The following is a 22,032-nucleotide window of genomic DNA, read 5'->3' as shown; positions in this document are numbered from 1 at the left end:
ACACCGGCATCACCTCATGGCATAACGCGACCAACCTGACCATCACCAACAACACGATCTTTGGTAATGGCCAGGGCATCACGGTTGGCGGCGGCGGCTACTACAACGGTTTCTCTGGCCCGAATGACTATTCGATCGTTGCGAACAATATTGTTTATGACAATGCCGGAACCGGTATTGACGAGGAAGGAGCGACTGGCACGCACAACAAGTACGTGAACAACCTGTCATACGGCAATGGCTGCAACTTTCGCCTGCGTAATGGTCTGACACATACCGGGACGATCACGGCGAACCCGCAGTTCGTCAATTACATCAAAACCGGCAACGGCGATTATCACCTGAAGAGCAGCTCGCCGGCGGTCGCTACAGGTGCAAAGACCTATTTGCCTACCATCGATCTGCAGGGTCATACACGACTGCAGGCCGATATGGGAGCGTATAAATACTAGGTATCGGGAGCGCTGAGCCTGGAGCGGCGGTCGGATAAATATCGTTGTCTGGTCGATAGCGACAATAATATCCGTCGCACCAATCAGATGATCCGGTGATGCATGATCGCAGGGAAGTCGACGATAGCCGACGTCCCTGTTTTTTTGCAGGACGCGTCCAGGGCTTGGCAATTTACCAGAAGTGATTGCCGAAATACGTGTCCGCATGCTTGTCCAACTCCCATGTGGTCCAACTGTAGAGCTGGTGGCGGCCGGACAGATCGAGTGCAATGCGTATTAGCCAATATCCGGGCGATAGTGGCTCGGCATAACGGATGTAAAAGAAAAATAATATGCCCAGTGGGATTGCCCACCAGTTCAGTTTTGGCGAACGATGAACTCGCAGCTTGTACAGGGCGGCGAGGCTGACAATGGCGCCGAGCACGCAGCCGGCAATAACTTCTGACGCCGAGTGCTCGTCCAGCATCACCAGCAGCAGCGCCATCAACATGCCGCACCCTAGGCCGGCCCATATTCCGGCGGCGCGCACATGCGGGTCCGCATGGCGCAGTCCCAGGAAAAATATCACCGGCATAATCGCCGTCGTTAGTGTCGCGTGCCCGCTCAGCGCCTTGAAGTCGAGTGAGCGTATGCCTGTGCCCCACGCCAGAAATGCGATCTTGGAAAATGCGACCAAACTGATCCCGAGCGCGATCAGCAGGCACCACCATACGGCGACGCGCCAGGTGCTGCGCGTAACAAGCAATGCCGCGATCGCTGCGGCAGCGGGCACCATCACAGCCACGTCGCCGAGATGGACGATTCTCGTCCATGGAATCATGAAAACGGCATTCCTTCTGTTGACCCCAACGCGGCCGTCTCGATCGGTGACGGCCACGCTGCTGGCAGCGAGCGACCGGCGGTGCTGCCACCAGCGTTGGAGAGCATTTCAATCGAGATCAACCCGGCCACGGAAACCAGTCTGTAGCGGGGCGAAGACGCTTCGATCCCGATCAATGGACGATCGCAACAAGAGTGGAAAATATGATGCGCAGATCCATCAAGAAACTGCGCTCCCGAACATAGCGAAGGTAGTATTCGAGCTTGGCAGGCAAAATCACCTCGATGTAAGTTCGCTCGGAATTGGCTGCGGTGCCGAGCAGCTCGCTTTCTGCCTTGTATTCGATGGACGCCCAGTCAGTGATGCCGGGCGGTACTGACAGCACGATATCGCCAACGTCCTTCGGATAATAAGCAACATAACGCGGAACCTCTGGCCGCGGACCTACCAGGCTCATCTCTCCGAGAAGGACGTTGATTAATTGGGGTAATTCATCAATTTTGTAATGCCGCAAGAAGCGACCGGCGTTGGTGATCCGCGCATCGCTTCCGATCGTGATGTTGGATTTGGCTTCGGAGCCGACCACCATGGTACGGAATTTAAAAATGTAAAACGGAACCCGATGGCGACCTATTCGTTGCTGGCGAAAGAAAACGGGGCCGGCTGAATCAAGCTTGACCCAGCACGCCACCACCACAAGTAGCGGCGCAATGCATATCAGGCCAGTCAACGAGGCGATAAAGTCGAATATGCGCTTGATCAGCATAATCCTGGAAACGGCAGTTGACCGCTTGTTAGCTTCGATAGGTTCATGAATTGACTGAAATTTTTCATCGCTAAACAGTTCTCCGTGTAGGTGAGAGTGCTACAGGCGCGATTGCACGATTTTCCGGTGGCCGGCATCCCGGCCACCGCAAAACACACACTTGCCGTTCGCATGTTCGCTTGCAAGCGAACACCATTACGCAGGCGGATGGCGTGCCATCCGAAACCCCTGCTTCAGCTCGTACCTGTCCATCCACCGTTTCTAGGATAATAATTCGTGCAATGTGGAGATAACCCTTTGCTGATCGGCATCGGTCATGCTTGTGTAGAGCGGCAAACTCAACATCGACTGGTAGGCCGCGTCGGCGTGGGGGAACTGTTCCGCCGTCAAATGATAGGTATCGCGCCAGTATGGATGTCGGTGCAATGGAATGTAATGCACACTGGTACCGATCCCGTGTTCGGACAGCTTCTGGATAAGTTCGTCACGTCCCAGGCGTGCCTTCGCCGTCAGACGCACTACAAATAAATGCCAGGCATGGGAGCCATGCTCGCTGGTTCCGGCCGGCATGGTCAATGGCAGGCCCTGCAGACCCTCGAAATACGCATACGCCAAATGCTGACGCCGCAGCAGAAAGCGGTCGATCTTGCGTAGCTGATGGATACCCAGCGCCGATGCAATATCGGTCAGGTTGTATTTGAATCCCGGTGCCACCACCTCGTAGAACCACGCGGGTGTTTTGGAGACATAACGATCGAAGGCGTCACGACTGATGCCATGAATGCGCATGATTTTGATGCGCTCGGCAAGTTTTGGGTCGCGCGTAATCACCATACCGCCCTCGCCGGTGGTCATGGTCTTATTTGCATAGAAGCTGAAGACGGTGATGTCGCTGGCCAGCGTGCCGATCAGTTTGCCCTTGTAGCGGGTAGGGAACGCATGCGCGGCATCTTCAACCACGCGCAGTCCGCTCGCCTGTGCGAGATCGAGAATGGCGTCCATGTCGCAAGCCAGTCCCGCATAGTGCACCGGCATGATTACCTTGGTGCGCGAGCTGATCGCCGCCTTGATGGTGTTGACATCGACATTCATGCTGACCGGGTCGATATCGACCAGAACCGGATCGGCGCCAAGGTAGCGCACCACTTCGGCAGTTGCAGTAAAGGTCAGCGTCGGGACAATTACTTCATCGCCGGGGCCGACGCCCAATGCTTCCAATGCCAGGTGCAAGCCGGCAGTGGCGGAGTTGACAGAAATCGCTTCGACGCCATCGCCGATGTAACGCGCGAACTCCTGCTCGAACTGCTTGGTCTTGGGGCCGGTGGTAATCCATCCGGAGCGCAGGCAGTCGACCACTTCCTGAATTTCTTCGTCGCCGATATCCGGAAGAGCGAAAGGCAAGAATTTCTGTTCAGGCAGGACGCGGTTCCGGCTCCCTGACGAATTTGGTGTTGCGTCGGCCGTGCCTGCGCTACCAACCGCTACCTGAACGATGCTGGGATCTACACGTGTCGTGGCTAGGGATTGCACTGGCATACATGGCTCCAATTGACATTCGGATCAACCGCCGCAAGCGATTAAAAATTGTTGGCCCAGAACTGGGTAAGTATGGTTCTGCAGCATGAATGTCCGGCCACGTTGCGCCAGCGCTCGCCGCTCTTTTTCGCTCAGGGTCAACAACGTGCGGATTCCATCCACCATTGCCTGCGGATCCTCCGGCTGGATCGTGAGTCCGCAGTTTGCTTCTCTGACGGGATCATTACCCGATTCGATCGCCATTAAGACTGGCCTGCCGGCCATCATGTAATCCATTAATTTGTTGGGAGCAATACCGAAGCGGAACAGCGGCTGTCTTTGCATGCCGAGATAAGCCACGTCAAACCGCTGCAGCAATGCCGGAATCTGCTCCTTGCTTACCGGATCAAGAAACCAGACGTTACTCAGCTGTTCGGCCTGTGCCCGCCTCAGCAAGGCCTTCTTTTCCGGTCCACTGCCGACCAGAACAAAGGCCACCTTGTGGTCATGCATCAACTTGGCTGCGTTCAAGAAAGTATCCAGTGCGTTCATTACGCCGTGGGTGCCGGCATAGCCGACGACGGAATAACCCTGGCCCTTGATGCGGGACAGTACCTCGTCGGCTTCCCCCTGCAGCACCGGGCCATCCGCCAGCCACTCGGTCGGATCAATCCCATTGGGTACGATATGAAGTTTGTGCGGTGCCAGGCCACGCGACTGCATGTATTCCTGTACCTTTGGCAGCATCGATATCACCACATCCGCGTGGCGGTAAGCATAATCTTCCGCGGCCTGTACCAACATGATAAAGGGATGCCATTTCGACATGCCACCCAGTTCCATCGGGGACAGAGGCCACAGGTCATGCACCTCATAGACCAACTTCGCCTGTGCCAGCTTGGCGATACGGCGCGCAGGCCAGATGTCCATCGGATAGGTGCTGGAAGCGATGACCACATCGGGTTTGAATGACTGCGCAAGATGTTTTCCCTCACGATACAACCGAGCGATGAAGGAAGCCATGTTGCGTACACGCCAGAGGTTGTTGTCGGAATAGTCCGGTGTCTGAAACCATGTGTACGGAACGCCGCCCACCGTTTCGTCCAACCGGTGCTGCCCCGCGAGTTGCGGTTGTTTGGCACGAATATGTGACTTGGCCGACGCAACAATTTGTACACGGTGGCCCAGACGCATCCACTCTCGGGCCATGTAATAGGGGCGAAATTCCATGCCGTGCATCGGCGAGCCAGCGTAATGATTGATCAGAAGGATATTCAATTGCGACCTCTCATTAAGGGCTTGCCGTTCCAAAACTCGCCTTGGAGGGGCCATTTCCGCCCTACCATTTCAGTCCCTCATAGAAGCGGATCACATTGTCTTTGGTATTTTCCCTCCAGTTGGTCTCCCACTGTCGCGGATGGGTCAGGAAACAAATCTTGTTGTGGCGGCCGATTGCATCAAACGGTGAGGTCGGGTAGTAGTACTGTGGGGCAGGACGGCTGCTGTCGCTGATGTAAATATCAAAATGCTTTAACAGGTTTTTGTCATAGCTTTCACACACAATTCCGCACCGATCGCGTAGTTCCTTATCCTTCAGGATTTCGGTGTTTGACAACCTCAAGCGGCGATTGGCGAAATCGCCATGGCTCGCCACGGTGGTCATCTTAAGCCCGAACCGTCTTTCAATCGAGGTGAAATTGTTGACAAATTCTGCACGAACCTCCGCCATCCTTTTCATTATTTCCGCCGGATCCCTGATGTGATGTTTCTTGGCAAACGTCGCTATTTCTTCATAGTGATAGCTTGCCTCGCTCCCGTACTCTTCGATTTCCCGCATAAACGCAAAATCGAGCGTTGATATCCTGAAGTAGTAGCTCGATTTGATGCCTAATTTTTTTTCGATAGCGAAGATTTTTTTGGCGGTGCAGACGTCAGTGTCGATATCATGACGGTGGACGATCACCTTCTGCGGGCCAGCACCGTTCAGGGGAATGGAACTGAAAAATGAACGAAGTGAAGTTTGCAGATATCCAGCGTTCGATGCCAGACGCACCAGTTCTTCATACCGGTCAAATTGCGACGGCACCAGATAATCGTAATATATTCGGTTAAGCAAGGTTTTCATTGGCCGCCGTCCTTTTGCGATAAGGCCACGCGTAACATCGCGGTACATAACTCCCCCCCTTCCAACCATCGCATCACCTACATTAGCCTGGCATTGGCTGCCGTAACCTGTACTGACGATAGCCAAGATCTGGCATGACACGTCGTGCATTGAGCAAGGTCCATCGTTGCCTACGCCCAAGTCGCCAGTTCAGACCCACGATAGTGGATTTAATCAAATCTGGCAATTTCCGCGACCACATAAGCATGTTGTGCAGCGGTCATTTCGGGAAACAAAGGCAATGACAGAATCGTCGACTGATGGGCATGGGCATTCGGAAATTCCTCAGCGCGGTGTTCAAAACGGCGATAGGCCGGCAGAAACGGTAGTGCAACCGGGTAATTCACGACAGTTTGCACACCCGCCGCCTGCAAATGTTTCGCCAGCGCATCCCTCTGTGAATGACGTATCACATACAAATGGTACGAGTGTTCTCGCTCCTGTGAAGAAGGTGGAACAATCAAGTTCTTGATCCCGGCCAAAGCTTTGTCATATGCCGCCCCCCATTGTTGACGAGCCCTGGTCCATGCCGGTAGGTGGGGCAGCTTTGCCGATAGAATTGCTGCCTGCAGTCCGTCGAGGCGACTATTGATGCCTTCTATCTGATGATCACCCTTGAACAGGCCACCGTGGCGCGCAAACATCGACATTTGCTCAGCCAGTCGTGCATCGTTGGTGACGATCGCGCCCGCATCGCCCATCGCCCCGAGATTTTTGCCGGGATAGAACGAGAAGGTTGCTGCGTTACCGAAAGTGCCGACCGTGCGCCCTTTGTATTTGGCCAGGTGAGCCTGGGCACAGTCTTCGATTATCCAAAGCTTGTGCTTGCGCGCTATTTCCATGATGGGATCCATGTCGGCAGGCTGCCCATACAAGTGGACCGGAATGATGCCGACGGTGCGTGGCGTGATCTTGGCTTCGATCTGCGCCGGATCGATGGTGAACGTGTCACGATCCGTGTCGCAAAATACGACTTTACCGCCCGCCTGGGTGACCGACTCGGAAGTGGAGATCCATGAATGTGCCGAGGTAATCACCTCGTCTCCCGGCTCGACGCAGAGTGCATTAAGCGCGATATAAATGGCATCGGTTCCGTTGGCGCAGGAAACACAGTGTGCAATTCCGAGCGCCTGTGCGAATTCGCGTTCAAACTTTTCGACATGGGGACCGCGAATGAACGCAGAGTCGCGAATGACTGTCGCGATGGCCGCGTCAATTTCGCTTTTGATTGACAGGTACTGCGCATGCAGGTCGGCAAAGGGTACGGTTGTCATAGGAGTCAAATTAGTGTTTAGTCGGGAGAGGATGCAAGTGGCGCTTGCGGCAGCGCCTTGATTCTGCGAGCGGGGTTGCCGGCATACACGCCAGGCTCCAGAATGTCTTTGGTCACTACGGCGCCTGCGCCAATGACCACGCCAGCACAGACCGTGACTGGCATGATGGTCGCGTTCGACCCGATCGAGACCCGGTTGCCGATGCGGGTGCTGGCCCATAGTTCACGCCTGCCTTGCGCCGGACCGCCGGTGGAAAAGCTGTCATTGATGAACATGACACCATGACCGATGAAGCAATCGTCTCCGATGGTGACCAGTTCGCAGACAAAGGTGTGGGACTGCACTTTGGTGCGGGCGCCGATTCGTACGCCACGCTGGATTTCGACAAATGGTCCGACGAAGCACTGATCGCCGATTTCGCAACCGTACAAGTTGACTGGCTGAACCAGTTTGACGTCGCTGCCCAAAGACACATCCTTTATGCCGATCTCCAGCAATGTCAGGCGCGAGGGGAGCGATTTATCCATGAGTTCGGCCATTGGTGACTTCGCCCAGTCGACAGCGCTTGGGATGAAAGCGCAAACTCACTTCCTTGCCGGTTTCAATCGATTCGTACATTGCACTGATCAATTCCAGGCTCTTGCGCCCTACCAGGCCATCCACAATTGCGGCGCTGCCGTCCCGGATGCAGCTAACGACGTGCTCATAGTAGGCCTGATGGCCAAACCCATAAACGTTCGGGGGATTGACAGAATATCGATGAATGATTTCTTCATCCTCGACGGTCGGCTCGGAAAACTGCCAGGTGCGAATCTTGTTGACTGAAAATCCCGCGATTTCAACCGCACCGCGTTCACCTAGCACGGAAATTGAACCTTCCAGATCTGCCGGGCGCGCCGCGGTCGTCGCTTCAATAATCCCAAGCGCCCCGTTACGGAACTTGAGCGTTGCGATGGCTGTATCCTCCGCTTCGATGTGTGCCAACGCAACCATCGACCGGGCGTGTACCGAGTCAACATCGCCCATCATCCATTCCAGCAGGTCGACATGATGGCTGGCCTGATTGGTCAAAACGCCGCCATCGAACTGCCAGGTGCCGCGCCAGGCATCCTGATCATAATAGGCTTGATCGCGGCACCAGCGAACCCGCACCGTACCCAAAATCAGCTTGCCGAACCGGCCGGCGTCGAGCGCCTCCCTCAATTTTCTGACCGGCACGTTAAAGCGATTTTGTTTCACCACAAATAGTTTTACGCCGGCGTCGTCACATGCATGGATCATGGCATCGGCATCGTCAAGTCGCAGTGCCATCGGCTTTTCGACGATGACATGTTTGCCGGCCTGTGCCGCTGCAATCGCGTGCTGCGGATGCATTCCACTCGGCGTAAGGACTGCCACCACATCGATGTCGCGATGATTTAAAAATTCGTCGATTTGATGAAAGGACGGCACCTTGAATTGGGTGCCGTATGCATCTGCCCGCTCAGGGACAATGTCGCATACCGCGCATAAACGGGCGCCGGCAATTTGTCCGTTACCCAGCAAATCTGCATGTCGCTTTGCAATCCGGCCACAGCCGAGAAGGCCTATATTGATCATTTCTCTACTCCCGTTTCCATCAGGTTTCTCTCTGGGTAATTCTTGAGGAAGCTGTCAATAATATGTTTCGTGGTGCGCGCAAATTCTGGTGACTTCAAAAATCCGATATCAGAACGATTTGACCGCCGTGTCAGTGGGCCGACTCGGATTTCGTGACTTGGCGCCCAATCGAGTAATAGCTGAATCCATTGCTGTGCAACCATTCCGGTTCATACAGGTTGCGGCCGTCGAAGATCACCGGAGAAATTAATTTCTGCATCATCTGCGCGAAGCTTGGGCTGCGGAATTCCTTCCATTCGGTGACGATGATCAGTGCATCGGCGCCCTCCAGGGCCTGGTACATGTCGTCGGCAAACGTGATGCCATTGATGCCGGTGAACATCCTCCTCGCTTCGGGCATTGCAACAGGATCAAACGCTACTACGGTCGCGCCTTGCGCAATCAATTTGTTGACGATCGCCACGCTCGGTGCTTCTCGCATGTCATCCGTATTCGGTTTAAAGGACAGCCCCCACAGTGCAAATTTGCGTCCTTCGAGATTGGTGCCGAAATGGCGGTTGACCTTGTCCACCAGTCGCACTTTCTGCGTTTCATTGACGGCTTCGACGGCATCCATTATCCGCATCCCGCTACCGCACTCGTTTGCAGTGTTGCGCAAGGCCTGGACATCCTTGGGAAAGCACGAGCCACCATAACCGCAGCCCGGATACAGGAAATAATGGCCGATGCGCGGATCGGAGCCCATGCCCTGGCGCACCTGTTCGATATCGGCGTCAAGACTTTCGGCAAGATTGGCGAGCTCGTTCATGAAGGAAATGCGTGTCGCCAGCATCGCGTTAGCCGCGTATTTGGTCAGTTCCGCGGAGCGCACATCCATGACTATCATGCGTTCATGATTGCGCTGAAATGGCTGATACAGGCGCCGCATTGAATCCGCGGCGCGTTCATCGCTCACCCCGATCACTATCCGGTCGGGCTTCATGAAGTCATCTATGGCGGCACCTTCCTTGAGAAACTCTGGATTCGAGACCACACTGAAGTCAGTGCTGATTTCCCGTTTGGCCAGCTCCTGTCGAATGGCATCCTTCACTTTGTCGGCCGTACCGACAGGGACAGTCGATTTGTCGACGATCACCTTGTAACTGTTCATGTGGCGGGCGATGTTGCGCGCCGCAGTCAGCACGTATTGCACATCTGCCGATCCGTTCTTGGCCGGCGGCGTGCCGACGGCGATGAACTGGATTTCTCCAAATTCGACCGAGGCCGCGACGTCAGACCCGAATTGCAATCGTCCGGCAGCGACATTGCGCTTGACGATGCTTTCGAGACCGGGTTCATAAATAGGTATTCCTCCCAGGTTCAGAATGTCTATCTTCTCTTGATCGGTATCGAGGCAATACACTTGATTGCCGACTTCTGCGAGGCATGCGCCGGTCACCAAACCTACATAACCTGTGCCGATAATAGTTATTTTCATAATAGCCGTATGCAAGAGTTCAAACGCGGGATGGGCCGGACAGAAAATCGCCCCACTCAATGGACGTTGTGTTGCGGTACTGGGCGGACCCGGCGTCCGTGCTACCGCTAATACGACGTTGAAATTGGTAAAGAGTTAATAAAACAAATCATGAACTATTGCGTCTTGGTTGCCTTGATACCTATCAAAGTGATGACAAATATGCACCGCATTGAGGCGGGTTAGCGCAATCGAATTCGATCGGATGCATTGGTATAGAAGCGAACACCATGCAGATCTTGCTTGCGCCGAAGTCTGACTTGCCAGTATCGCTGCAACGGTTAGGCTCTCGATGCATCATCGCAACTATTTGGTGGCGTAAAACATACAGATTTACACCTGCATCAGTGCGGCGAATGGGGGAGTTGCATTCGAATGCCGCGCCATGCGGAGACATTGTTTTTTACGGCCGTTGCGCGACAGAACCCGACGAGCTTTCATACTTCGATGATGGCGATGCGACGAATCAGGGATTCATGCTTTAGCGCCCCCCGGGGTGCGCTTCCGAATGCTCGATATCTCGCTCGGGAATAGGGACACACGGGTTGCCCGTCGGGCGACTATCAGCCCGCTCGTCAGTGATCGAAAAGAACACCCGATATGGCTTGAATCCGAGCATGGTTTTGAACGTCTTCAAGCCCTCTGTGGCGCCAAAGTAGGTGTCATACATCACGTATTTCACTTTTCCTGCGTCAATCAACTGGCAGATGACTTCGACCAGCATAAAGTGCATGATTCCATCGTTGTTCCGATACCCGATCAGCCGTTCAAACGCCGCAAAATCACCGTAAAATCCCAATGTGCAATACGCCATCAGCTTCCCGTCCGGATTCATGACGCCGTAATACTTGAAGTTGCTCAGGGATGGGTAATAGCATGTTTTTTCCAGATACGAAGGGTCCATGGCATGCCCTTGCCGCGTCTCCAAAGATGTATTGATGTCGTGAATCTCGTCGACGAACTGGTTTCTGTCGATCTCGGTAATGATATAGCCGCGTGACCTGGCTTTCTTGGCAAAGTGGGCACCGCTATTGCGCCCCTTGATACTTGCGAGATAATTTTCGCGCGTGACTAACTCGCCGATATTGACCAATGCCGCACCCAATGCTTTATTCTGGAACAATTTGTAGCGCGGGTGCGGCTTGGTGAAATATTGGTAAGTCGATTTGACGTTTTCCGCATGCAGTCCAAGATCGAAATGCAAACGCGCCACCGGCAGCTTGGCGATATCGACAAGCACCTGAAACATCTGCGACACTTTATTGGTCATTTGAAATCGCTCCGTAAAAGTTGGTGAGCTTGGCGACCTGTGCCGGCCAGTTATATCGCTGCATCACCGCTTGCCGGCCGTTTTCTCCCATCCGTCTGGCGACGTCAGGATTCAATGCCAGATAATCAATTGCATTTGCGATTGCCGCTGGATCGTATGGATCGACACACAAGCCGCAGTCATTGCCTTCGACGATCTCGCGCCACAGTGGAATATTCGAAGCAATGACAGGGATGGCTGCCGCCATGTATTCGAACATTTTCACGGGTAGCCCTTCCATGAAATTGGCGATTGGATGTGAGGTCACCAGGCCGGCTATGGATCGACCCAGCACGCGGCACACGCCCGCACGATCCAGGTAGCCCAATTCGTTGACTCTGCCCCAGCCCGGATGCGCTTTTACCTTGGCTTCCAGCGGACGTTCGGAAAATGAACCCGCCAGATTGAGCCGCACCGGGGATTTCAGAAGTGCGCAGGCGCGAACTACTTCATCAATACCGCGGATGGCATCAATCCCGCCAATGAAGCAAACCTCGTCCCGCTTGTCGGTCCATGCAATGACAGCGTGCAATTCTCCCAGCAGCGGAAAGTTGTTGACGTCCACCGTATTCGGATTGATCGATAAGAATTTGTCTCGGATGAATGGCGTCGCGGCGATGATGCCGTCGAACCGGTGGCAGGCGAAACTCTCATAGCGAGCCATCATGCCCGACAGCAGGCGCAGCGAGGTTGGATTCAGATATGGCTTATTCAGGATTTGTTTTGGCGCGTCTTCATGCGAGTCAAAAATGACTTTTTTGCCTAGCTGCTTCAGTTTCAGGCCGGTCGTCAGTAGCTCCGGATCATGAAACTGGTAGATATCCGCGTCCAATTCCACCGCCTTGTCAAAGACCCTGCGCGTAGTTCTCAATATCCGATTCAGGCGACCTGGCAGACGTCCCACATCGACGATCTGCACACCATCCTTATATTCATCCCCTTTGTCGTCGGCCACTACCAGCGTCACGTCATATCCGTGCTCTGCCAGACTCCTGCATTGCTTGACGAAGATGCGGGTGTCATGCCTCGGGTGCACTGAGGTAAGGTGGGCAATTCTCCACATTTTTTTTCCTGTATTTGTAATTTGCATATGCCCCCAGACCTGCGGCAATTGACATATCCAAAAAGGTTTTAGAAGTAAGCATCCACAGCACAGTCACCGACATCAAAATGCAAGCCAAAAGAAAATCACGAGACTTCGATTTTAAGAAGAACCCATCTACATACAGGCGGAGCAGGGGGTACATCAGCAGTGCGATTGCGTAGATGAAGCCAAGGGCACCGAAGTCGACCCACGCCGACAAAATGTTGTGGGCATATTCACCACTCGCATAACTGGCGTAGTCACCCAGAATGGGATGGTCTTGAATGGTGCGTAGCGCCTGGTCCGTTAAATGATGTCGAAGATTGACAGAGTTCGCTTGCGAGAGGTCGGCAAGCTCCAATACCCGGTTGTCAGGAAAATGCTCCGCGAAATACTGATAATTGGCACCGACGAAAATACAGGCCATTAATATCGCAGCCAGGATTTTCAATTTGTGGCGGGAATAATAGGTCTCGATGATCGGAATCAGGAATATGAGCGCGATAAATTCAGTGCGTGCCATGTTGATGAAAAGCGCCGGGACGGCGATCAGGTAGAGCAATATTCTGACCTTCGCAGTGTTGACAAGTGATATTACGATGATGAAAGTCAACAAATATGATCTTGCAAACCCCTGGTAGGTCGACAGACTTTCCGGATTGAGCGATGCACCCAGTTCGGCCAGATAAAATGATCCGTCGATAGAGAAATAAAAAATAATGCCGGACATGAGCAAGAGGCTGGCAATCGCTATCGTCTTGAATTTATTGCCATTGAAATCGGTCATCCGAAACATAATGAAAATATTCGCCAGGTAAATAATCGACAGAAACTGGCTTCTTATTATGTCAAAATTCGCGCCGGCAATGAAATTGACAAAAATGATCAAAGTGCAATAAATCAACAGGGTAAAGAAATAAAAATCGATGCGCGTGAAATTGCCCTTTCCTCTTTTGATATCGGCCAGAAAGTAGAACAGGAGAGGAAACAGCAACACCAGCGAAACAATGGAAAAATAGCCACCTAGGAAGGCCCGCATTATTCCAAGGCCCAGCAAAGTCTGGTAAAAAAAGAAACCCGGGAACAAAAGAAAAAAAGCGAGTTCCATCGTCGCAGTTCTACCCTTGTTGAAGGCTGAAGCCTGGCCCGAATAGGTCATTGATGCTATTGATGTCATTGTCGATTGCATGATTTCGTATCCATGGTTCGGCCAAGCGTCAGATTGTGTCTCGATTCAACCTCGCCCGAATTTCAGCGAGCTATTGCTAATGGCGCTATCGTTGGCCGGACATTGTCGAGTCAGGCTGGAACCTGAGCATTGATAACGTCGCTGCACATTTCTTTGGCGGCCCGATTCTCAAAATAGGAGTTGTGCCACAACAAAGTGAAATCGCCGTCAAACTGATGACAAATACGTTTGTAGCGATAGATCAGTTCACGCGCCGCATCGCCGTATCCCAAGCCCATACACTGCATATCGATCACCGTCGATTCCATTACCACGAGCGGACGTTGCAACAAATTCAGTCGTTTCCGGTTGATCAGGTCGTACATGTGATACTCGTGGCAGGTGCCACAGCGGAAGCCGGCGCGCTCGGCATAAGACAGCGTCGTATCGTAGGTCAGACCATTGGCTTCCCATAGTTGCGCGGTGGTTGGCGTCTCCCAGCGCAAGTAATGCTGGCGTCCGCCAAGCACATCTTGCTTGATGCCTTCTTCTTCCATGATACGGCGCAATTTGGATACGGACTGCGCGAATTTGGCCGGATTCTTGTAGGTGTCATAGCCAGGATGAATGCCGATTTCATGACCGCGGGCATGGACACTGCGCATCATGGCCCGCATGCGCGGTTCGTCGACATTGACCGAGGTATCCCTCTTCTCGTCCGTTTGCTCACAGATGAAATAGAACGCCACCTGATTGCCTGCCCTTTCATTTGCATCCATGATCCAGTCGATGCCTGACCGATAAGGATCGGAGGAATAATCTCCATGCTTGACTGCTAGGTAATCTCTGACTGTCATCGGCAGTCGATCCAGCGACTTGTCGCGCCATGAGCGTGCGAGCACCCTCTTTCCAAGTCGGTACAGCGACGCACAGGCTGGGTCAAACGGCGAGTCGATATCACAACTGATCAGGGTGCGGGCGCGGTGCTGCTTGCGTTCCAGGTTTGGCCATAGCCTCGTCAGCGCGGACCACAGAATCGCGATGTATTCGTCTACGATCGGACGGTCGATGAATCCTGCGCTGCACGCCAGGGATGCCTTGGCTGGAAATCGGTCATGTTCATCGCGTACCAGACTGACCGCCTCTTCGTAGCGGGACAGCATGAAAAACGCAGAGCCAAAAACATCAATCGGCAGATAGATGTAGTCGTCGGTGACCGTTGATGGTTGGTCGGTGCGTCCGTAAATCACCGGTATCGTTGGCTCCACCAACGTCGGACTCAACCCGGTTGGGCGGCTGTCCCATGTGACAAGAGGGGTAGCCGGCAGCGAGGATGGACGAAGCCATCGGTCTGATGTCAGTGCAAAGAATATATTGGGTAGTTCGATCTGGCGTTGATCCAGGCAAAGGTGAAAATTATTATCCGTTGCTGGCTCAATCGCGTAGCTGAGACCAAGATAGTCCGTAAATATGACCGAACAGATCCAGTCCAATTCGGCTGATGTGTCGGGTGCCAGGATTCGAAGCGTTGCCATGATTGAATTCCTAACCGGGAAAGCTGTTACTCCAACGTAGATAAAGATAGAGCCAACGCGTCACTCGCAATTGCAATCACACCGGGCCCAGATTGCTCTGAGAGAAGCGATACGACAAAAGCAGATAGATCACATAAAGCGATGAATAACCGACGGTATAGAGCCAAAGACTCTCTTTCAGTGTCAAAGGCAGCAAAAAAACCGTAATGGTCATCAGGAATAGCGCGACTTGCCAGGCAAGTTCGACTTTCTGCTTGCCCGCCACGTAGAAAACGTAACTTAACGGACTGGCGATGAAACTAATAAAAAATAGCGGTGCCATGATGCGAGCGTAGGCCCCCGCGGGTCGCCATGATTCGCCGAAAACCAGTGCAAACAAATCTTCGGAAAAAATGAATATAAATAATGTCGGCCCGACACCTAACATAAAGAGCGTCTTGAAGGTGTGAATATAGGTGCCCTGACAATTGCCGAAGGTCTGAAAGTCCTCGACTGCCTGCCGTTTGAATACTTCCAGCACAGAGGCGGCCAGAATCGATGCCGGCGCGGCCAGCACCCGTTGCGTCAGCGCAAACAGACCAGCGGCAAGCAAGCCATGCTTTATCCCGATCAGAAATAACGGCAATTTTCCGGCAACGACATTGATCAAATCAGCGGGGAGCGCATAGCGCCAGAAGGCTTCATGCTTTTTCAGATAGTTGCGCTGAGGACGCGTTGGCTTGATCGAAAAAGTCGGGCCAGGCGGTGCCATCAGCAAAACGGCTGCAACGAGCCCGATGGCGAGTCCGATAATTTGCCCCGCCATCAAGGCAATGCCTCCAATGCCGGCATATAGCAAACCAACCTGCGTCAGTGCAATGGTGCCGGCAGCCCACACTTTGGCGCGTGCCGCTTTGCCAAACGCGTGATAGGAGGTTGCATACGCGATGATTGTCTGGGTATACGCGGTCAGCCACATGCCGACCCCGAGCGTCAGCAATCCGAGCCAAGGCAATTTGAGTGCTTCATGAAACCCCAGTGCACGAGCACCGAAGGCACACAGTGTGATTGTCAGTGCCAGTATCGTTGCCGAATAGGCGATCACGCTGAAGCAGGTCTGCTGTTCGTTGGAATCGTGATCGAGAATCATTGCGGTCTCGAGACGCAGCGTGGCGACCACCGCGGCAATTTGTATGACACCGAGCCACACGCTGAATGCGCCCATATCCTCGGGTCCGCATAAACGTGTAATCAGAGGTGCAGCCAGCAAGGGCAATGCCTGTGCTGCGACCGATCCAGTCAGGACTGTAATGACATGGCTCCAGAAGGTAGTGGTGGAGGATTTCATGTCAATCTGCAGTTTAATTTGCAGCGGCAAATCGCAGGGTCAGGCAACAGGAAGCGTGGTGTAGTCATGGGTTCTCGATGTCTTCGCTCACGCTTTAAGCGGTGCCGCACCGTGGCCCGCATAGCGGGGAGGAAATTGAAATGTCTGGTGTACTTCCGATGGTATTTCCATTTTCGCCTGTGATGTATATTCAGTTACGATGGTCTGTATCATTGATTCGATCATCGCTCTGTTGTTGGTTTTGCATACCGCCATGAGATTGGCGATCTGCCGGTCCAACAGATCGGGATGGATCGAGTTCTCGGTCGTGAACATGATGCGTGGATGCGCGCTGGGATAGGCCTGTTCGCCGATCAGCAATTCTTCATACAGTTTTTCGCCCGGACGCAGGCCGACGAATCGCACCTCGATGTCGCCGGTCGGGTTCTGTTTGCTCTTCTCGGTAAACCCGGACATGACGATCATGGTGCGGGCCAGGTCGACAATTTTGATCGGATCGCCCATATCGAGAACGAACACATCGCCGCCCTTGGCCATCGCTCCGGCCTGTATCACCAGTTGTGCCGCTTCCGGAATCAGCATGAAATAACGGATCACTTCGGGATGGGTGATCGTGAGGGGGCCGCCATGTTCGATCTGCTGCTGGAATAGCGGCACGACTGAGCCGGACGAACCGAGCACGTTGCCGAAGCGAACCATGCAAAACGTAGTGCCGTTGGTTGACTTGGCGGCGGCCGCCTGAAAAATCAGCTCGGCGATGCGCTTGCTCGCGCCCATGATATTGGTGGGGCGAACTGCTTTGTCGGTTGAAATGAGTACGCAGGTTTCAATCCGGAACTTTTCTGCAGCCCTGGCGACCACGCCGGCTCCAATCACATTGTTACGAATGCCCTCGACGAAATTGGATTCTACCAACGGCACATGCTTATACGCGGCGGCGTGATAGACAGTATCGATCCGGCCTTCCTGCATGATCCGCTCCACCAGTGAGCTACTGCACACCGTGCCAAGATGCTCCTGCACATTCAGTCCGGGGAAGCGCATCTGCAGTTCCTGTTTGATGGTGTACAGCGCAAATTCGGAGTGATCGAGAAGATGCACTCGGTTCGGCGACAGGGTCATGATCTGGCGACACAATTCGCTGCCTATCGATCCGCCCGCGCCGGTCACCAGAATATTTTTCCCGCTGACACATTTGGCGAACAAGTCGATTTGCGGAGGAACCGGGTCGCGACCCAGCAGATCTTCAATTTTTATGTCGCGAATCGAATGATTGGAGCCCCTGTCGTCGGCTAGGTCAACCAGACTGCGCAGGATCTTGATGGTGACACCCGCCTCACGCATCTTGTGCACGATTTTCAGCAATCGTTCCGGTGATACGGACGGGATCGCGATCACGATCGACTTGATACCCAATTTATTGACCACTGCAAGCAGACGATCGGAATGAAATACTTTTAAACCGGCGATGGTGTGTTTGTTGAGAACGTGTTTTTCGTCAAAGAAACATACCGGTCGATATTCGTCGCTTGTGCGCATTGCCAGCGCAAGCTGTGCACCCGGTTCGCCCGCTCCATAGATCGCCACCAGGTTTTCCACCTTATGTTGCCTTCCGCCGTGATTTCGCAAGAAGGCCCGAACCATCAACCTCGATGTCACGACATAAGAAAATGCAATAAACCAGTAAATCATGAAGGCGCCATGCGGCAGCCGGTTGTAATCGAAAGTAAGCGACAGCAAATAGGCAAACAGGACCACGACTGCCAGACCGGTTCCAGTCGCGGCCAGCAAGCGATAGTCGATGAAGCGGATGACCGCGCGATACAGGCCGGACATCGTGAACGCCGAAATCGTGACAACGGAAATCAGCACGTATGAGGTACTGCCGTAACGCATGGTTTGGTCGAAATCACCCAGTCTGAGCAGCATGGCCGCCAAAAAGCACAGAGGCAATGCGATCAGATCTGCCGCAAGCATCAGGGTGACCTTCACCAGTCGATTCCTGGTAATCAGCATTTCTCGGAACCGGTTGCTAATTGTTAGTGCTGGCGTTGACATAAGACAGGGTTTCTCCTCAATGACTGGACCGAAGCCGAATCTACAAGAAATGACTGATGTTGCCGGCCAATAAGAATTTCAGGCCCAAGTGGTGGATCATGTTTGATTCACTGACAATGTCGAAAACAGATGTTTCGTTTGGAGATCTGCACTGTTCGTATTCGGTTTCCCGACTTGCCTCGCGACGATTTTTTGCTGCGTAATGAAGACAAGAAAGGCCAATGAAAGCAAGGTTTCCTGACACAAACTGAATGATCAAAACATTAATCAAATGCACATCGTCAATATGATTTAGTTCTCTCATATCCGGCTTGATAATTATCAAAAAACCAATTTATAAAAAGGCAATGCCCCTTCTATTGCTCAACACAAATCTTTTCGTCAGAAGGGGCGTTGTTGGTCTCCAAACCTAGCTTGATCGATTCGAAATGGAATTGGCAAATTGTTACGCATCGCCCTGATAACGCGATTGAGGTCCGACAAGCATTTGGCTTCGCGGTGGGGCGAATGTTGTATCGAGGCCGCACGGGAGGACGACATGACTAAGTCTGTGGCAGGCAGAAAATATCCGTTGCCGATCGACATGAGAAATGCCGGCACCGATACACCGGCATTGGCAGGATGGCGGGTCGGTTTCAGTGTGACGGGGGTGGAAATTCTGACGCGCGTTGATTGCGCAGTGTGTATGAAACGAGTAATTTCACACTGCGCAGTCGGGTGCAACGAAGAAGGGGAAAGTACCGATCCCAGGCAACTGGACAGGGACGAATCGACAGATAAGAAGGAGATTAATGCAGCAACACCGGTTGTTGCATCTGGCGCTCGAATTGACCCTCGCAGCATGCTTGCTTGTATGATCCCCCCGCTCGATTGCGTCATTGAGCCTGGTCAATAAGCGGCCCGATTCGTGTCAGTCGGCACGGCATCGCCGCTGTGCAATGGCGCCAGCGAGGCAACAATTTTTGCGGCGCCCCTGAAGCGGCCTACGGAATTTCGGCGAAGTAGTTCCCGGGGGAAAATCCTTGCACTTTCGCGCCGTTCTCATCCATTATTAAATTGATAATTATCAATTGCCGGCCAGCGGAAGTTTGTAAAGTGGTGTCATTCTTTGACCAATTTTTGTCAACGGCGAATTGGCCGTGCAGCGGATACCGAACGGCGCTCGGACAAAAGGCGAAAATTGTCCAAACAGGTCAGGTAAATCCAATGAAATTTTTGTCATGCATCAGTCTCAAACAGATCGGCCTGCTGGCCCTGATACCGTGGCTTGTGGCCTGTGCGTCGGGCGGCGCCGGCTTGCGTGCGGATCCCAGCGCCAGCCTCGAATCGGGGCTGCCCGCCAACGCGCCGGTGGTGAAACAGATCACGCCCGAACTGGTCCGGTCCGAGCGTGAGAAGCATGAAAAACAAACGACTCAGAACCTCAGCAATCTGGTCAGCGCGGTGACGCCGTACAAGATCGAAAGCGGCGACATCCTGTCGATCGTGGTGTGGGACCATCCCGAACTGGCCGGCGCCGTGATGGCGACACCGGTCGCCAGCATCAACGGCGCAGAAGCGGTCGGTCCGGCCACGCCGCCGGCCGGCTTCGTGGTCGATCACGAGGGCATGGTGCAGTTTCCGTATGCAGGTGCGCTCAAGCTGGCGGGTCTGACAGAAGAGCAGGCGCGTGGCCTGCTGACCGGCAAGCTGGCGCGCTACATCAACAAGCCCAAGGTCACCTTGCGCGTGCAGGCCTATCGCAGCAAGCGCATCTATATCGATGGCGAAGTCAAGTCCCCCGGGCTGCAGGCAATCAATGACATCCCGATGACGCTGGTAGAAGCGCTGAACCGCGCCGGCGGCCTGCTGCCCACCGCCGATCAGAGCCAGATCTTCATCAACCGGGCCGGCACCAACTACCAGATCAACCTGCTGCAGCTGGTGCAAAAAGGCATCAATCCGTCCAGCATCATGTTGATCAACGGCGACATCGTGCGCGCCGTGTCGCGCGATGAAAGCAAGGTCTTCGTTTCGGGCGAAGTCGTTGCGCCGAAAGCGTTGACCATGCACAACGGCCGTCTGACGCTCAACGAAGCACTGGGTGAAACGGGCGGCATCAATCCGGTTACCGGTGATGGGCGACAGGTGTACGTGGTACGCAAGCAGGCGTCGGAGCCGGTGGTATATCAGCTCAACGCCAGCACGCCTGGGGCTTTGGCGATGGCCGAGAGTTTCGAGCTGTACCCGAAGGACGTAGTCTACGTCGCCGCGTCGCCACTGACCAACTGGCATCGCGCGATCAGCCTGATATTCCCAAGCGCGTTGTCGTCGGTTCTTGGAGCGGCGCATCCGTAGATCGCCAGACGGCGTGATTAAACGACCTCTGTGCCGCGCATGATCACGCTACGCGAAACTTGGACAGGTAAGTCATCTACATCAGCTGCACGCCATGATTGACCAGCCGAGCGTGCATGGGTAAATGACAGTCTTGTCGGCATCGACGTGGTGAAAATACTCGGCAACAGTTGGGTGGAATTTAGATATGTTCAGGCAATCATCATGATGAATGTAGAAAATCAGAACGCGGTAGCTCCTGTCATGCAGTACAGCATGATGATGCATCACCCCATACAGCAACCGGCTCCACGCAGTCTGCCACCTAACAATGAAAATGAGCTGAAGACCTACGTCAATGTTTTGTATGACAATCGTTGGCTGATCATGTGCATAGTGCTGGCAGTGACGTTGATCGGCGTCGCCTACGCATTCATGGCCAAGCCGGTGTATCAGGCCAGCATGATGATTCACGTCGAGGAAAACAGTCCCAATTCATCGAAAAACATTCTGGGTGAAATGGCTTCGCTGTTCGATACCAAGGCCGAAGTCACCGCCGAGATGGAGTTGCTGCATTCACGACTCGTAATCTCGCGTGCGGTCGACAACATGCGTCTGTACATCGATGGCCACCCGAAGTACTTCCCGCTGATCGGGGGCCTGCTGGCGCGCCAGAACAAGCAACTGTCCTCGCCCGGCGTCTTCGGCATCGGCGGCTATGCGTGGGGCGCCGAAAAGATTTCGGTGCCGGTGTTCAATGTGCCGGATATGCTGCAAAACCGTGAATTTGTCATCACGGCGGCAGGCGACGGGCAGTATCTGCTGACCGAATCAACCCAAAACATCGCGCTGAAAGGCAAGGTCGGCGTCGCGCTCAATGCCGCTACCGACAACGGCAATATCGAACTGATGGTAGACCAGATGGCAGCGGCGCCCGGTGCGCAATTCAGCCTGCGCCGCGCCTCGCGCCTCGCCGCGATTGAAGAAGTACAAAAAGCCATGATGGTCACCGAGCAAGGCAAGCTGTCGGGCATCATCAACGTCACGTTGCAAGGCCAGAATCCGCAACTGACCACCAATATCCTCAATGAAATCGGGCGCGAATACATGCGGCAAAATCTGGCGCGCA

At 53.8% G+C, this 22,032-nt stretch carries 19 protein-coding genes and 1 pseudogene; 4 read left to right on the top strand and 16 right to left on the bottom strand.

The features are described from left to right. Positions 1 to 452 (top strand): annotated as a pseudogene (locus ACFOFO_RS18480) (hypothetical protein); the annotation flags it as partial. 172 nt (positions 453 to 624) lie between these two features. Here ACFOFO_RS18480 and ACFOFO_RS18475 read toward each other — a convergent pair. The 15 genes from ACFOFO_RS18475 to ACFOFO_RS18405 all read right to left on the bottom strand — a co-directional run bounded on the left by ACFOFO_RS18475 (position 625) and on the right by ACFOFO_RS18405 (position 18,521). Then, entirely contained in the window at positions 625 to 1,272 is a 648-nt protein-coding gene (locus ACFOFO_RS18475; RefSeq protein WP_390332342.1) for a membrane-associated phospholipid phosphatase, read from the bottom strand. A 172-nt stretch (positions 1,273 to 1,444) separates the two neighbouring features. Then, a complete protein-coding gene (locus tag ACFOFO_RS18470) occupies positions 1,445 to 2,035 on the bottom strand; it encodes a sugar transferase (protein WP_449369378.1) in 591 nt (196 codons plus the stop codon). A gap of 264 nt (positions 2,036 to 2,299) precedes the next feature. Continuing rightward, positions 2,300 to 3,439 carry a DegT/DnrJ/EryC1/StrS family aminotransferase gene (locus ACFOFO_RS18465; RefSeq protein WP_390321891.1) on the bottom strand — a complete coding sequence of 380 codons (1,140 nt, stop codon included), beginning with the start codon at positions 3,437 to 3,439 and terminating at the stop codon, positions 2,300 to 2,302. A 159-nt stretch (positions 3,440 to 3,598) separates the two neighbouring features. Further along, complete coding sequence (locus ACFOFO_RS18460; RefSeq protein WP_390332339.1) at positions 3,599 to 4,831, bottom strand: glycosyltransferase family 4 protein; 1,233 nt, start codon at positions 4,829 to 4,831, stop codon at positions 3,599 to 3,601. 61 nt (positions 4,832 to 4,892) lie between these two features. Continuing rightward, on the bottom strand, positions 4,893 to 5,678 hold the full coding sequence (locus ACFOFO_RS18455; RefSeq protein WP_390332337.1) for a hypothetical protein: 786 nt from the start codon (positions 5,676 to 5,678) through the stop codon (positions 4,893 to 4,895). Positions 5,679 to 5,887: 209 nt separating this feature from the next. Next, entirely contained in the window at positions 5,888 to 6,991 is a 1,104-nt protein-coding gene (locus ACFOFO_RS18450) for a DegT/DnrJ/EryC1/StrS family aminotransferase (RefSeq protein ID WP_390321896.1), read from the bottom strand. Positions 6,992 to 7,008: 17 nt separating this feature from the next. Then, positions 7,009 to 7,518, bottom strand: coding sequence for an acyltransferase (locus ACFOFO_RS18445; protein WP_390321897.1), 510 nt, complete (start codon positions 7,516 to 7,518; stop codon positions 7,009 to 7,011). Next, a complete protein-coding gene (locus tag ACFOFO_RS18440) occupies positions 7,511 to 8,590 on the bottom strand; it encodes a Gfo/Idh/MocA family protein (RefSeq protein ID WP_390332335.1) in 1,080 nt (359 codons plus the stop codon). The genes ACFOFO_RS18445 and ACFOFO_RS18440 overlap by 8 nt, the downstream gene beginning before the upstream one ends. 130 nt (positions 8,591 to 8,720) lie before the next feature. Next, positions 8,721 to 10,067 (bottom strand): UDP-glucose dehydrogenase family protein, encoded by a 1,347-nt coding sequence (locus ACFOFO_RS18435; RefSeq protein WP_390321900.1) that lies wholly within the window; start codon positions 10,065 to 10,067, stop codon positions 8,721 to 8,723. A 520-nt stretch (positions 10,068 to 10,587) separates the two neighbouring features. Beyond that, positions 10,588 to 11,376 carry a hypothetical protein gene (locus tag ACFOFO_RS18430; protein ID WP_390321901.1) on the bottom strand — a complete coding sequence of 263 codons (789 nt, stop codon included), beginning with the start codon at positions 11,374 to 11,376 and terminating at the stop codon, positions 10,588 to 10,590. After that, positions 11,366 to 12,478 carry a glycosyltransferase family 4 protein gene (locus ACFOFO_RS18425; protein ID WP_390332343.1) on the bottom strand — a complete coding sequence of 371 codons (1,113 nt, stop codon included), beginning with the start codon at positions 12,476 to 12,478 and terminating at the stop codon, positions 11,366 to 11,368. Before ACFOFO_RS18425 ends, ACFOFO_RS18430 begins: the two co-directional genes overlap by 11 nt. After that, entirely contained in the window at positions 12,435 to 13,688 is a 1,254-nt protein-coding gene (locus tag ACFOFO_RS18420) for a hypothetical protein (RefSeq protein WP_390332333.1), read from the bottom strand. The genes ACFOFO_RS18425 and ACFOFO_RS18420 overlap by 44 nt, the downstream gene beginning before the upstream one ends. 110 nt (positions 13,689 to 13,798) lie before the next feature. After that, positions 13,799 to 15,202: a polysaccharide deacetylase family protein gene (locus tag ACFOFO_RS18415; protein WP_390332331.1), complete on the bottom strand. Its 1,404-nt coding sequence runs from the start codon at positions 15,200 to 15,202 to the stop codon at positions 13,799 to 13,801. Between the two features lie 76 nt (positions 15,203 to 15,278). Beyond that, on the bottom strand, positions 15,279 to 16,529 hold the full coding sequence (locus ACFOFO_RS18410; RefSeq protein ID WP_390332329.1) for a lipopolysaccharide biosynthesis protein: 1,251 nt from the start codon (positions 16,527 to 16,529) through the stop codon (positions 15,279 to 15,281). 87 nt (positions 16,530 to 16,616) lie between these two features. Next, on the bottom strand, positions 16,617 to 18,521 hold the full coding sequence (locus ACFOFO_RS18405) for a polysaccharide biosynthesis protein (RefSeq protein ID WP_390332327.1): 1,905 nt from the start codon (positions 18,519 to 18,521) through the stop codon (positions 16,617 to 16,619). 604 nt (positions 18,522 to 19,125) lie between these two features. Here ACFOFO_RS18405 and ACFOFO_RS18400 point away from each other — a divergent pair. Next, complete coding sequence (locus ACFOFO_RS18400; protein ID WP_390332326.1) at positions 19,126 to 19,482, top strand: hypothetical protein; 357 nt, start codon at positions 19,126 to 19,128, stop codon at positions 19,480 to 19,482. 171 nt (positions 19,483 to 19,653) lie between these two features. Here the strand turns inward: ACFOFO_RS18400 and ACFOFO_RS18395 are convergent, their stop codons facing one another. After that, positions 19,654 to 19,809, bottom strand: coding sequence for a hypothetical protein (locus ACFOFO_RS18395; RefSeq protein ID WP_390321910.1), 156 nt, complete (start codon positions 19,807 to 19,809; stop codon positions 19,654 to 19,656). Between ACFOFO_RS18395 and ACFOFO_RS18390 the strand changes: the two genes are divergently transcribed. After that, on the top strand, positions 19,794 to 20,924 hold the full coding sequence (locus ACFOFO_RS18390; protein ID WP_390321911.1) for a polysaccharide biosynthesis/export family protein: 1,131 nt from the start codon (positions 19,794 to 19,796) through the stop codon (positions 20,922 to 20,924). The two genes, ACFOFO_RS18395 and ACFOFO_RS18390, sit on opposite strands and share 16 nt — an antisense overlap. Positions 20,925 to 21,128: 204 nt before the next feature. Continuing rightward, positions 21,129 to 22,032 (top strand): Wzz/FepE/Etk N-terminal domain-containing protein (locus ACFOFO_RS18385; RefSeq protein WP_390332324.1); only part of this gene is annotated, 904 nt, incomplete at its 3' end.

The organism is Pseudundibacterium arcticum, assembly GCF_042646465.1.
GTDB classification, from domain to species: domain Bacteria; phylum Pseudomonadota; class Gammaproteobacteria; order Burkholderiales; family Burkholderiaceae_D; genus Undibacterium_A; species Undibacterium_A arcticum.
Note: the sequence above shows the minus strand (reverse complement) of the source record. Positions and strands in the feature narration are given on the sequence as shown.